Here is a 12,991-nt window from a genome sequence, read left to right on the forward strand (position 1 = left end):
GGAGTATCATAGCTAACTTAATCAAAAACAAGCGGATAAAAAAAGAGAGAACAAAGGACAACAAAAAACGAGCCAGCAATAAAGTCGATATCCAATGATACCGACCCTTTTCGGGCTCGATTTATCGCATATTTATTTTGCCGCTGCTATCAGCTTTGATATGCAGGCTTTCGGGGCATGGTGGATATCGAACAGCAGGGGATACTGCTTTACAGCAGGTGCATTGTCATGAGGAACAAAACCGTCCATCCATGTGTAGTCATCAGCTACGCCCCATGTGGTCACGCAGTCGATGACATCACTGTAACTGCGGTATATCTCAAAAAGTTTAAGATAGATATCCTCTATCGCCGCGATATCCTCGGGGCGGGAAGCTTTCAGCCTTTCGATATCCTCTGCACTGGGCGGGAATACATTATGACCGAAGGTCGCCATGATGGATACATCAAGTTCGGTGATATGCAGGCGCAGACCGAGACCTGCGTATATCTCTATGGAGCGTTTCAGCTCGTCATAATCAGGGGTGCCGAAATAATGCTGCTGCATACCAAATCCGTCCACGCGGCAGCCCTGTTCTTTCAGGCGCTTTATCAGGCTGACTATACGTCCGCGCTTTTGCGGGTCACACTCGTTGTAATCATTGTAGAAAAGCTGTGCGTTAGGGGAATACTTATCCATCGAACGGAAAGCTGCTGCTATGAAATCAGCGCCGCAAAGTTTGAAGTATTCGCTGTCGCGGTAGATAGCTGCATCACCAGAAGCACCTTCGGGTACTTCATCAATAACAGCTTCGTTCACAACGTCCCATGCATAAACATCGTTATTATAGCGTTCGCACAGAGCTTTTGAATGTGCGTCGATACGCTGATAAATAAGTTCGGGGGAAGCAGGCTTATCACCGTCTTTGTACATCCATCCGCCTGTCTGGTTATGCCATACAGGGGCATGGGCACGCACCTTGATACCAAGCGCTCTCGCAGTATCGAATATCTTGTCAGTATCACCGAAAGTGAACTTGCCCTCCTCGGGTTCGGTGGAGATATATTTCATCTCGTTCTCGGGGGTGACACTGTTGAAATGTTCGCGAAGAATATCGGTATAGCTGTCTATATTTTTGCAAGCGACAGCTGCACCTATCTTAAAAAACTTTTCGTAGCTTTTTGCAAGTGACAGTATATTGCTCATGATTTACCTCCTTGTTATTTGGTTTTTTCTTATTATAGCATACTATCCCGAATAGTTCAACCACTTTTTACCATTATATAAAATTTTATATTTAGAATACAGAATTTTGTGAAAGTGAAACATATCGATATACGTATTTATTTGGCTAATTGTGCATACAGATAAATTTATGAAATAAGTCTTGACTATGACGCTACGTAATAGTATATAATGTGATCAAGCGAGGAGGTAAGGCTTATGAAAACAGTAAATGAGGTAAGCAAGCTTACAGGGGTGAGTATACGCACCCTGCAATACTACGATAAGATAGGTCTGCTGACGCCTGCGATGCGCACGGAGGCGGGTTACAGGCTGTATGACGATACAGCGCTGGAGCGTTTGCAGCAGATACTTCTTTTCCGTGAGCTTGAGTTTTCCCTAAGCGATATTAGAGCCGTACTTGAAGCTCCCGATTTTGACAGAAAAAAAGCCATCACTCAGCAGATAGAACTGCTTACGCTGAAAAAGCAGCGGCTTGAAGCCATTATCGGGCTCGCATATAAAATCAGAGACAAAGGAGAAAATATTATGGATTTCAATGTGTTCGATACAAGCAAAATAGAAGAGTATACCAAACGTGCCAAGGCGGAATGGGGCGATACCAAGGAATACGAAGAATATACCAGCAAGAGCAGCAAACGTACCAAGGAGGACGAAAAGAACATCGCCGCAGGTCTGATGGCTGTATTTGCTGATTTCGGCAAGCTGAAAGACGGTTCCCCTGATATTCCCGAAGCGATGGAACAGGTGAAGAGACTTCAGCAGTACATAACCGATAACTACTACAACTGCACCGACGAAATTCTGATGTCCCTGGGACAGATGTATTCCGCAAACGGTGAATTCAAGGAGAACATCGACAAGGCAGGGGGCATAGGAACAGCGGATTTTGTGACTAAAGCGATAAGCGCTTATATCGGTAATAAATGATAACGAAAAAAGGACAGCTTTTGGGGCTGTCCTTTTTTGCACTATTCTGAAAATATCATGATATTTTCTGTTAATATTTCCCTGCGATAGATTTTGCAATGAATATCAGAAAAAGATGCGCGGGATAGAAAATGTAGAAGAACCATTTTGTAAAAACAGGATTTTTTCCTTTTTCACCATTGTAGAATGAAGTGACAATAAAATAACCTGCCAACAGGTAACAGAGATCAATTACTGCGCCAATTATGCTTGAATTAAAATATTCCGTTTTGTCTTTTGAGTAAAAAAGCAATGCAGCAGGGAGTGTTGTCATCAAAAGGCTGCCGACACTGCAAAGTGCAAAAAGTCCGAAGCGTGTTGATGGTCTGTCTTTGAAATAATACAGTATCAGGATCATCGGGATCCCGAAGATAAGCCATTGTATCTGTAACAAAATAAGTGACCGCCTCTAAGACAGCAACGAGTGAGATCTTCGCCCATAACTTCATGTTGCTTCCGCAGACTATCAGCGCGACCAATCCCAGAAACAAAGTGAAGAACACATTCAGGTATGTGATCATTCCTGATAGCATCAGCGTTCCGTTGAGCATCAGACAGAATGGTATCTGGGTTATCAGAGCGAATATAAACAATCGCGCGGCATATTTTTTTACGGAATGAGTATGCGTGAATCCTTCGGCGATGAAATAGAAGAATATCGGCGGTGCTATCATTGAAGCCTGCGCTATCAGAAACAGGAGCGGTGAGTTTATCAAACTTGCTGAAGCACCGAAATAGTGATCCACAAAATGTCCGATAGCCATGGGAATGATAGCTATGAATTTTATCAAGTCACGGTCTATGATCTTGTACTTTTGGTTTGTTTGCATTATGACCTCCCGGTTAATATTGGAATGAAAATTTATTTCCAATTATTTACTAAAATTATAACACAAAAAACTGCAAATGTAAAGTACCGGGGGATAGTTTTCGGATAAGTGGTGATATATGCCGGGGAGAAAAGCTATGTTATCATTCCCCAATAGCCTTCAGGATATCGCAATACACCTTATGCTTCTCTTTTTCGTGCAGGATATCGTGGCGCATACAGTTGTATATCTTTCCGCGGACGTTGGTATAGCCTATCTTTTTCAGCAGATGCAGTGCCCCGATAAATCGCTCTTTTGAGATAGCACAGGGGTCATTCGCACCCGAAAAGAACCTTATGGGCATATGGGGATTCTTCGGAGTGTACCCGCCCGAGTAGGTCAGCATGGACATTTTAAGCATCTCCTCGTAACCGCTGAGGGTGAACCTGAACCTGCAAAGAGGGTCATTGTTGTGTTCTATGACTGCTTCTCGTTCGCTGTTTGTCCAGGCGTTTTTCAAACCCTCTTTCCTGAATTTGAATTCATAGTTCACGCCGATGATGAGCAGATCGGCAAGCTTTGAACGTGCCCTTTTGCCCTCGATATGTTCAAGTGATCTCAGCATCATCAGTCCCTGTTTTATATTTTTTGACTTTGAGGGCGAACCGATAAGCAGAAGTTTGTCTATCTCATCATCGTACTTTCTTATATAGCACCGTGCCGCCAGCGAACCCATGCTGTGTCCCAGAAGTATCATCGGCAGAGCTTTTCCACCGCATCTTTTATGGGCGTAGTCCTTGACTTCCAGCGTTATCTCGTGAATGTCCTCCACCAGTGCTTTATATCCTCCCTCATACATATAACCTCTGTCCTGCGGACGATGAACGCTCTCGCCGTGACCGCGGTGGTCATTGCAGATGGTCAGATATCCGTTAGCCGCAAGGTACCTCATGAACGGCGCATACCGTCCCTTGTGTTCGTTCTTGCCGTGTACCATCTGAACTATCCCCCGTATGCTTCCGGGGTCTGTGGGTTCTATCCTCAGCACCCTCAGGGGAAGTCCGTCCGTACCAGAGATATGGGTATAGGTAGTTTCAACTATATTTATAAGACTGTTCATGCGCCCTGCTCATCTCTGTAAACTTCGGCACGTATTATCTTTTTGGTGGTGTTTTTCAGGAATGGATATTTTCTTACCACAAGCTTTGAAAGCTGTTTGTAGGTGGGCTGCTGACTGTTGTATCCGTTCAGTATCTCCTGAAGTGCCGAGTATATTTCCTCATCGGTCATACCGCCTGTCATTTCGGGGTCGGGGAATATCCTTGCAGTCAGCATATTGTCCTCGCCTGTAACTACTATCTCGCCAATGAGGTCGTTTACTCCAAGCCGTGTCTCTATCTCCTCGGGTGAGATGTTCTCGCCGTTTGAAAGTATGATAAGGTTCTTTACCCTGCCGTTTATGAACAGGAAACCGTCCTCGTCGATATAGCCCTTGTCACCTGTGTGAAGCCAGCCGTCTTTGAGGGTCTCTTCGGTCTCTTCTTCCATTTTGTAATAGCCTTTCATCACACTGGTACTGCGGACGAGTATCTCGCCGTTAACGAATTTTATCTCAACATTGGGCAGAGGTCTGCCTATGGAACCCGCTTTGCTGTCGCCTATCTTGTTGGAGGATATAACAGGGGAACACTCCGACATACCGTAGCCCTCGTAAACGTCTATACCGTACTTTTTGAATTCTTCTATATAGTAGGGTTCAAGATGCGCTCCGCCTGTGAATATGTACTTTAGATTTCTGCCGAATACTTTTTTTGCGATGGTATCCGTTGGTATAGTACGGTCAGCTGTTCGTAAACGTTTGTATATAGTCTCCACCATAAGGGGTACCATCAGCATGACATCGGGCTCGAAAATACTCATATTCCTTACCATATGCATCAGCGAATCATTTATGCATATAACAGCCCCCATCCAGAAACCGTTGAGCCAGTCCATAACAAGGCAGAAGCAGTGGTGTACGGGCAGTACGCTTAAAAATACAAGTCCCGGATCCTCATCATAAAGCACAGCTTCGATATTGGTGTAAAGGTTGCTCTGGGTGAGCATAACGCCTTTGCTTTTGCCTGTGGTACCAGAGGTGAAAACTATCATTGAGATATCCTCTTCTTCGGGGGCGGAGGGTTCATCAGCTTTTTCGCCTGCGGTGATAAGGTCGTTGAGGGAATCTGTTCCGCTGATCGCTTCATCGGAAAGTGTCCATATCTTCTTCACCTTTTTGCATTTGTCTTTTATCTCATCTGCAAGTGTCGCAAACTTAGGGTCGATGAAAACGCCCTCGGAATCCGAACGGTCGATAAGATCGATGAGGTCATGGGCAGGCAGTGCGGAATCAAGTGGGACAGCGGTATTTGTACTTGTCACCACCGACATATAAGCTTCTATCCATTCAACTGAATTTGTTCCCACCAGCGCGATATGTCTGTGCTCAAATCCCAGTGCGGCGGCACCTTTTCTCAGCCCGCTGATGATCTCGTCGGCCTGCTTGTAGCTTACCTCTTTTATATCTTTTTTTACCAGCCATCTCACAGCAGGGAGGTCGGCATAGTCCTGTACACTTCTGTTCCACAGGGTGTGAATAGTTTTTTTCATGATATCACCCCGAATCAGCCCATATGAGAATTCAGCAGACATAGAGCGTCGCCGACAGTGCGTAGATTGCTGAGTTTCTGCTCGTCCTCTTCAAGATCGAACTCTATATCGAACTCGTCTTCCAGATCGCCCAGAAATGTCATAAGGTCAAGTGAACTCAGCCCAAGATCTTCGCGTATAGCCATTTCATCTGTTATCTCTCCGATATCTCCTTTGCAGTAGCGTGCAGCTATCTCCTTGAATTTTTCTTCCATAATAAAACTCCTTTCGGGGGTATCCCCCATTCTATATAAACTTTCTTTTGTCTTTTAAACCATATCGATTATCTCTGCGATAGTCCTGCCGGGGTCTTCTATGCCCCTGAACAGTATACGCATCATGTAATAGTACATCAGCTCAGCATCTTTTTCAGTAAGGTGTGCTGTCTGATAGTGGTATGAGAAATTCAGTTTTCTGTCAGGCAGATGGGACACCGTCAGATACATCTTTTTGGTAGCCGCGCCGTTTGCGAACCACTTTACATACATGGGAAGATTTTCCGCGTTCGGGTCAAGGTCTTTAGTATTCATCGGGGGCTGATAGGTGAGATACACACTGACATAGGTGGTATCATCGGGAGTATTGTAGCGGCGTTTCATCTCATCACGGATAAACTGCGGGTCGTATCCGCTGAACATATATATGCGGTTCTGATGATTCTGTATCATACGCGCCGCGTCGATGAAAGTGGTATCTCCCGAAATAACAGTTCTGCAGGGGAAACAAAGCGTTCTGCTTCCCCCCGAGGTCAGTTCATCATTGGTGGAGCGCCTTGATATGAAATTCTCCACTGTGATATCTTCCTGACCGCCGTTCACCTTTGAAAGATAGGTGCGTATCACCAGCAGTATCAGGTTGGTGGGGGATATCTGGTTGTGCAGGCAGAAGTTTATCGCCCTTTGCATACTGTCAACTTCAAGCTGATAATCCTTTACCGCCACAAAAAGCTCTTTGCGCTCGATATCCGCCGCACGTAGATCAGGGTCGTCATGCTTTTTACGGGCTTCTTCCAGTACCGAAGTTCCCTGTATATCAGAATACAGCGGTTCGCCCAGAGTATCAAGTTCCTCCTCCCAGAAACGCTTTGCCTTTGCGTGACGTTTTTCGTTGGAAGCTTTTTCGAGGTCGCTTATCAGCACCTTTTCAAAATCCGCAAGGGGAGCAGGTTCTTCATCACCGAATTTGAAATGCTTGTAAAGCCCCATTATATCCGTCGCCATAACAGCCACGCCCACCGAATCGTTCAGCCTATGGTCCATGTGCACAAAGAACCCTGTGTACCCCTCGGGCAGCATTACTATACGGAATTCGCACATTGGTATATCGTCGCCATCGAAAGTTTCGTATGCCCAGTTCTGCATGATATTGTCAGCTTCACTCAAGGTCATTTCGGTAAGATCGTATTCCCTTATCTCTTCTGGCTGATAGTCGGCTATGTACTGCTGTATCTCGCCGTTCATATCGGGCTTGGTGAATCTCAGCCGAAGACATGAATACCTCTGCTTTTCAAGCTCGATGCACTTTTTCAGTACCCCGATATCAAGTTCCATTTTAAAAGCCGCAACTATGCTGAGTCCCGACACCTGCTGTGTGCCGTATTCTTTTATCCACCGATAGTGCATTTTCTGTGCGGCGGTTAGTTCGTATCTCTTTTCCATATAGTTCCTCCCGACTGCTTGTTTACAGTGCTTTTGCTTTATGTTCATAATTATACACCTGACTATTGACTTTGTCAATTATTAACAATGCTAAATATGATGTTCCGTAACAGAATATTTTTGTTATATACACATATCTGACAGAAACAAGTGGAATGATCTGACGGTTGTTATGGACTTTGGTCAACGTGCAGTATGTATCATTATTGGAGCTTATTCGGACTAAGCTGCAGAAATGTGTATATTCGCTGATAATATGCGTATATTCTGAAAAATTGCAACTGTTTGTTGCGTAATTTCAAACTCCTGTTGGTAGAAAAACCGACTCGGAAATGGTATTATATTTTCAGAAACATGGAAGTGCAAAGCTTTGGTTTCAGTGGGGATATTTAACAATTTGGTCATGGTTTGCTACTCTCAAACTGATAGTTTCAATAATAATTGTTAGTACTCATTGACAAATTTTGTGTAATGTAATATAATTATAATGTTAGATATCTCATTCGTCAAAATCACTGTCATAATTGGCAGGACAAATTTTATTTTCTATAAGGGAGGAAACCATAATGAAAAAAATTCTGGCATCTGTTCTGGCGTTAACAATTGTATTCGGAGGTGCGGCTGTTCTGCCCGAGAGTACCATCGGTACTTTCAGGACAAGTATTACCGTATCTGCGGACGACCTGGAAACCGAGGGTCTGTTCCAGTACTATTTAGATGCTGAAACAGGCAGCGCAGTACTCAACAAATTTCTGCCAAAGACCGACAGCAAGAACTATGCCGCTGTTGCTGTTGTGGATATCCCCGCAGAGATAGGCGGCAAGCCTGTTGTCAGGCTGGATGATAAGCTGTTCATGAACTACAAGGAGCTTACGAGCGTAACTATCCCCGATACAGTTGAGTTCATAGGTGAAAATGTTTTTTACGGCTGCTCAAACCTCCAGACTGTAAAGTTCGGCGCAAATGTAAAAGAGATCGAGAACTTTGCATTTTCAGGCTGTGAAAAGCTCAAAGACTTCGACCTGCCCGCAAAACTCGAAAAGCTGGGAACAAGGTGTTTTGAGAAGACCGCAGTTGAGAGCATAACTGTTCCTCTTTCACTCAATACAGTCGAAACAACGTTTCTCAGCCTTGACAGAGGTCCTTTCGATGGATGTGAAAACCTCAAAACAGTGAAATTCAATGACGAAGATGACGAGCTTCCTATTGCACTGCTTGCAGGCTCGGGAGTTGAGAGCGTTGTTCTCCCGAATACTATAACTGTTGTTCCCGATTATTTCTTTGCAAGCTGCAAACAGCTCACTTCGGTAACTATACCTTCCACCGTAACGACCATAAACGACAGTGCTTTCCGTTACTGCTCGGCACTTACCCAGATAGACCTGCCAAAGGCTCTTACAAAAATGGAGACCTATGCGTTCTCGGAAAGCGGTCTGACTTCCGTTACCATACCCAAATCGATAGAGGTAACAGAAACAGGCTTCCTGAATACAGACAAAGGACCTTTCTATAATTGTCCTTCGCTGACAGATGTTACCATCGAAAGCGGCATCACAGTTATCCCTGATGGACTGCTTGCAGGCCTTGGTGCGATAAAACAGATAACTATACCTAATACTGTTGTCACTATCAGAGACTGCGCATTCCGTTCTACAGGTCTGACTTCTGTTGAGATACCCAACAGCGTAACGGAGATAAGTACATACGCATTCGCAGACTGCACCGATCTTGCAAGTGTAAAGCTGTCTAAAAACCTCAGAATACTGGGCGGAAATTCTTTCGAGAACACAGCTATCACCGAGATAGATATTCCTAAGTCCCTTGAGACTGTTGATTGTGGATTTATAAACAATGAAGGTCCTTTTAGCAAGTGCGGCTCTCTCAAAACAGTCAATCTTCCCGACGGCGCAGTTGAAGTTGTAAACAACCTGCTTGCATATGCTCCCGCAGTTGAGGAAATAACTATCCCCGATTCGGTAGTAAGGATAAGCGAAAGTGCTTTTGATAACTGTACAGCACTCAAAAAGGTGAACTTCGGCAAGAGCATTGAGGAATTTGAAAAAGAAGCTTTCAAGGATTGTACCGCTCTCACATCTATCGATATCCCCGAAACAGTTACTGCTTTCGGTAGGGGCGTATTCAGAGGCTCCGGTCTTAAAACTGCTGTTCTTCCCTCAAAGCTTGAAACCCTGCCTGATTCCACTTTTGAGAAGTGTACTCAGCTGACCGAAGTTACCGTATCCGAACAGTGCAAAACCGTCGGCAGCAACGTATTTGAAGACTGTACTGCACTGACAAAGGTCAATTTCAGCGACAAGGAAATAATCGAGAAGATCGGCAGCAATGTATTCAATGGATGCAACGCACTCACTGAGATCACCCTGCCTATGGGTATCGAAGAAATGGGCAACGGTGTGTTTGAGAACTGCGAGAATCTGGAAAAGGTAGTTCTTCCCGACAGCCTTAGCAAAATGGGAAGCGCCAGCTTCAAGAACTGCCCCAAGCTGACAGATGTTACCCTCAGCAGAAGACTGGAAGAGGTACCGAGTGAAACATTCCAGTCTGACAATGCTCTCAAAGAGATAAAGATACCCTATTCAGTAAAGAAGATAGGCAACAATGTGTTTGACAAGTGCATATCCCTCAAGGATATCTATGTAGGCGATAAGATCGAAAATATCTCCGAATCGGCATTCAGCTACTTCGATGAGAACGCTTACGGTGAAACCATAACTCTACACGGTGTAAAGGGCACATATCCCGAGGACTATGCTGAAGTTCACGATATGAAGTTCGCTGAAACTACTTTCAAGAACGACACTCTCAGTGCTTATGACAGACCCGAGTATGGTGAGCATGTGGATCCTTCCGATAGAAAAATGGGCGACATAAACGGCGACGGTAAAATAAATATTACTGATATCACCAAGGTTGCCGCATTCATCAAGGGCAAAAGACAGCTTGATGATGAAGCCAAGAAATTTGCAGATATAAACAAGGACGGCAAGATAAATGTCAGCGACCTTGCAAGGATAGCAGCCGCTGTAAAGGGTAAGAGATCTCTGAACTAAGCCGCTTATAGCTGTAAAATAAAAATTGCAGATAAATAATTTTTACGCCATAGTATTTCAGAGAAGTGCTATGGCGTTTCTTTCTGATATTCAGCAGTTTATAAAAAGGTGAAGAGAAATATGTAATAAGATATTATCTCGGGTAAATGACTGTATGCACCGGGAAAAGATGGACCGGTGGAAAAATGTAGTGCTGTGTTAAGTGAAAAATGCCCCCAAGCGACTGCGTCTGGGGGCATAACTTATATAGGTGTATATTTCAGAGAAGTACTATTCTTCTTCATCGTCAAGTCCGTAGTTGAGTATCATATTGTACGCCGCGTTTGCCTGCTGGCTTTCCTTGCGTTCGCGCCAGGCGTCTATCTCGCTTTTTATCGCAAGCATCTCATCGACTATAAGTTCGGTCTTTTCGGGGCGGACGTAGTTCACGTACCATGTCATGCGCTGTATCCCTTTTGGACTGCCGATGTACTTTGCTATTTCATCTGCAAATTCAGTGGGGTAGCCAAGTTCTGAAAGGGCGTGCCTGAGTTCATCGCGGATATCCGCCCACTGAATGCGTCTGTCAGCTTCGCTGAAAATATCTCCGCTCATGCCCATGTACCGTTGCGGAAGACAGCTACTCTGGTGCCGTCTGGACGTATGCCGTCTATGGAGAGGTCGTCAGCACCCACCATGAAATCCACATGGATGATGGAATCATTGATGCCGCGCTCCTTAGCCTGTTCAACGGTAAGGCTGTCGCCGTCTGGGAGAACTTCCTTGAAGCCCATACCTAAAGCGCAGTGACAGCAGGCATTTTCATCGAAGAGTGTTTCATAGAAAAGGAAGCCGCACTGGTTGACAGGGCTCTCCTTTGGCACAAGTGCGACCTCGCCCAGCATACAAGCGCAGTCATCCATCTTTATCATCTGCTCCAGAAGCTCCTGACCTTTGCCTGCCTTGCAGGATACGGCTTTGCCGTCCTTGAATGTTATGGAGAAATCCTCGATAAGCTGGCTGTTCCAGGAAAGGGGCTTGACTGCCACAAGAGTGCCCTCGCATTTTCCTGCATATGGTGAGGTGAATATCTCCTCGGTGGGTATGTTGGGGATATACTCGGCACCGTTCAGGGGATTGAGGTCCTTTGCACCCTCCCATTTAGCGCCCTCTATCAGGGTGACTTTGAAATCCGTGCCGTTGGAGCTTTTGTATTCGAGGGAAGAAAATCCCTGCTCATTCAGCCATGCAGCCTTTGTGACTATGGTGTCCATATGGGCTTGCCAGTCGGCAACGGGGTCGTTGTCCTCACTTACGCGGACTGTTTTAAGTATAGCTTCCCACAGTTTGTCAACAGCATTTTCTGCATCGGGGAAACACTTCTTCGCCCATTTCTCTGAGGGGTGAGCCGCTATCACCCACTGATGTTTGCCCTCGATGGCGTTGCGGTAGGGCTTGAATACTGCCTGTCTGCCCTGAGAAACTGCGGATATCTTCTTGGGGTCGATTCCGTTCAGTGCATCCGGGTCATCGGATACTATGAATATCCTGCATGGCAGGTCTTCTACCATCTGCTTCATTTTTTCTTCTTCCCATGGCAGGACTTTTGCGAGGGTGTCCTGCTCGGCATACAGCAGGTCAAGTCTGTTCTGCATATCGCTCGACCAGTTCATGTTGACCTTTTTTGCACCTGCCTTGTAGCATTCTTCCATTACAAGCGCGGCGAATTCATGCTGTTCAACAGCTGCTGTCAGCTGAACTATCTGCCCGCGCTGAACATTTGCGCCCATGCGGACTATCAGCTGTGCGTATTTTCTCAGCAGTTTTTCAGATATTGCCATTTTATATCCTCCGTTTTCTGTATCGTCTATCGTTTGACCCGCCCCTGTCAGGTGACATGAGCGGGTCATTATGTCTTATGAGAAATTATAACTTATATCCTGAAGCACTTGTTGATGTCCTTTACCTCGCCGATAACGAAAGCAATATCACCCTCAAGCACCACGGTGTCGGCGGTGGGCAGGAATACGTTGTCTCCACGCTTGAAAGTAAGTATATTTATATTGTACTTCTTTCTTATATCCACCTGTGCAAGGCTCTTGCCATACCAGTCCTTGGGTATTTTCAGCTCGTATATGGAGTAGTTGTTGTCAAGCTGGATAAAGTCCAGTATAGTCTCCGATGCGTACTTTGTTGCTATCCTGATAGCAGTCTGCTTTTCGGGGTAAGCTACTTCGTCAGCGCCCACCATTCTCAGGAACTTCATCTGCACATCGTTGGTTGCCCTTGCAAGAACGTACTTAGCACCCAGTTCTTTAAGCGTGCAGGTGGTTTCAAGCGATACCTGGAAAAGTCCGCCGACAGCAACTATGCATATATCAAAATTACCGATACCCAGTGAACGCAGGAACTCTGCATCGGTACAATTGCCTATCCTTGCGCTGGTAACGTATGGTAGTATCTCGTTTATGCGGTCTTCGTTGGAATCAACTGCCATTACCTCACAGTTGAGCTCGCTCATTCTCTTGGCGATATGGGCACCGAATTCGCCCACGCCTATTATCAATGCACTTGTCATAATTATTTTCTCCTT

Annotated in this window: 11 protein-coding genes; 2 read left to right on the plus strand and 9 right to left on the minus strand. The window is 45.3% G+C overall.

All coding sequences use genetic code 11. The features are described 5' to 3' along the window. Positions 1–132: 132 nt before the first annotated feature. Positions 133–1,185: an endo-1,4-beta-xylanase gene (locus tag N773_RS0101170; RefSeq protein ID WP_024856055.1), complete on the minus strand. Its 1,053-nt coding sequence runs from the start codon at positions 1,183–1,185 to the stop codon at positions 133–135. Between the two features lie 237 nt (positions 1,186–1,422). Between N773_RS0101170 and N773_RS0101175 the strand changes: the two genes are divergently transcribed. After that, positions 1,423–2,154, plus strand: a complete 732-nt coding sequence (locus N773_RS0101175) for a MerR family transcriptional regulator (protein WP_024856056.1) — start codon at positions 1,423–1,425, stop codon at positions 2,152–2,154. A gap of 254 nt (positions 2,155–2,408) precedes the next feature. Here the strand turns inward: N773_RS0101175 and N773_RS20955 are convergent, their stop codons facing one another. The 5 genes from N773_RS20955 to N773_RS0101200 all read right to left on the minus strand — a co-directional run bounded on the left by N773_RS20955 (position 2,409) and on the right by N773_RS0101200 (position 7,348). Beyond that, positions 2,409–3,023 (minus strand): TraX family protein, encoded by a 615-nt coding sequence (locus tag N773_RS20955; protein ID WP_024856057.1) that lies wholly within the window; start codon positions 3,021–3,023, stop codon positions 2,409–2,411. A 142-nt stretch (positions 3,024–3,165) separates the two neighbouring features. Then, a complete protein-coding gene (locus N773_RS0101185) occupies positions 3,166–4,122 on the minus strand; it encodes an alpha/beta fold hydrolase (protein ID WP_043537718.1) in 957 nt (318 codons plus the stop codon). Next, positions 4,119–5,651, minus strand: coding sequence for an AMP-binding protein (locus N773_RS0101190; protein ID WP_024856059.1), 1,533 nt, complete (start codon positions 5,649–5,651; stop codon positions 4,119–4,121). The genes N773_RS0101185 and N773_RS0101190 overlap by 4 nt, the downstream gene beginning before the upstream one ends. A 14-nt stretch (positions 5,652–5,665) precedes the next feature. Then, the gene (locus tag N773_RS0101195) at positions 5,666–5,905 is read right to left on the minus strand and encodes an acyl carrier protein (protein WP_024856060.1); all 240 of its coding nucleotides are present in this window, start codon (positions 5,903–5,905) and stop codon (positions 5,666–5,668) included. A gap of 54 nt (positions 5,906–5,959) precedes the next feature. Continuing rightward, positions 5,960–7,348, minus strand: coding sequence for a condensation domain-containing protein (locus N773_RS0101200; protein WP_024856061.1), 1,389 nt, complete (start codon positions 7,346–7,348; stop codon positions 5,960–5,962). 566 nt (positions 7,349–7,914) lie between these two features. Between N773_RS0101200 and N773_RS0101205 the strand changes: the two genes are divergently transcribed. Next, positions 7,915–10,419 carry a leucine-rich repeat protein gene (locus N773_RS0101205; protein ID WP_024856062.1) on the plus strand — a complete coding sequence of 835 codons (2,505 nt, stop codon included), beginning with the start codon at positions 7,915–7,917 and terminating at the stop codon, positions 10,417–10,419. A 270-nt stretch (positions 10,420–10,689) separates the two neighbouring features. Here N773_RS0101205 and N773_RS19505 read toward each other — a convergent pair whose 3' ends face one another. The 3 genes from N773_RS19505 to N773_RS0101220 all read right to left on the minus strand — a co-directional run bounded on the left by N773_RS19505 (position 10,690) and on the right by N773_RS0101220 (position 12,976). Beyond that, positions 10,690–11,013 (minus strand): hypothetical protein, encoded by a 324-nt coding sequence (locus N773_RS19505; RefSeq protein ID WP_024856063.1) that lies wholly within the window; start codon positions 11,011–11,013, stop codon positions 10,690–10,692. After that, entirely contained in the window at positions 11,010–12,239 is a 1,230-nt protein-coding gene (locus tag N773_RS0101215; protein WP_037287003.1) for an aminopeptidase, read from the minus strand. Before N773_RS0101215 ends, N773_RS19505 begins: the two co-directional genes overlap by 4 nt. Before the next feature lie 92 nt (positions 12,240–12,331). After that, positions 12,332–12,976: a potassium channel family protein gene (locus tag N773_RS0101220; protein ID WP_024856065.1), complete on the minus strand. Its 645-nt coding sequence runs from the start codon at positions 12,974–12,976 to the stop codon at positions 12,332–12,334. Positions 12,977–12,991: the final 15 nt, after the last annotated feature.

Source organism: Ruminococcus albus AD2013 (genome assembly GCF_000526775.1).
Taxonomy (GTDB): Bacteria; Bacillota; Clostridia; order Oscillospirales; family Ruminococcaceae; genus Hominimerdicola; species Hominimerdicola alba_A.

Bases quoted from the DNA above. Each gene is read 5' to 3' on its own strand.
- N773_RS0101170 (WP_024856055.1), bottom strand. From the start codon at position 1,185: ATGAGCAATATACTGTCACTTGCAAAAAGCTACGAAAAGTTTTTTAAG.
- N773_RS0101175 (WP_024856056.1), top strand. From the start codon at position 1,423: ATGAAAACAGTAAATGAGGTAAGCAAGCTTACAGGGGTGAGTATACGC.
- N773_RS20955 (WP_024856057.1), bottom strand. From the start codon at position 3,023: ATGCAAACAAACCAAAAGTACAAGATCATAGACCGTGACTTGATAAAA.
- N773_RS0101185 (WP_043537718.1), bottom strand. From the start codon at position 4,122: ATGAACAGTCTTATAAATATAGTTGAAACTACCTATACCCATATCTCT.
- N773_RS0101190 (WP_024856059.1), bottom strand. From the start codon at position 5,651: ATGAAAAAAACTATTCACACCCTGTGGAACAGAAGTGTACAGGACTAT.
- N773_RS0101195 (WP_024856060.1), bottom strand. From the start codon at position 5,905: ATGGAAGAAAAATTCAAGGAGATAGCTGCACGCTACTGCAAAGGAGAT.
- N773_RS0101200 (WP_024856061.1), bottom strand. From the start codon at position 7,348: ATGGAAAAGAGATACGAACTAACCGCCGCACAGAAAATGCACTATCGG.
- N773_RS0101205 (WP_024856062.1), top strand. From the start codon at position 7,915: ATGAAAAAAATTCTGGCATCTGTTCTGGCGTTAACAATTGTATTCGGA.
- N773_RS19505 (WP_024856063.1), bottom strand. From the start codon at position 11,013: ATGAGCGGAGATATTTTCAGCGAAGCTGACAGACGCATTCAGTGGGCG.
- N773_RS0101215 (WP_037287003.1), bottom strand. From the start codon at position 12,239: ATGGCAATATCTGAAAAACTGCTGAGAAAATACGCACAGCTGATAGTC.
- N773_RS0101220 (WP_024856065.1), bottom strand. From the start codon at position 12,976: ATGACAAGTGCATTGATAATAGGCGTGGGCGAATTCGGTGCCCATATC.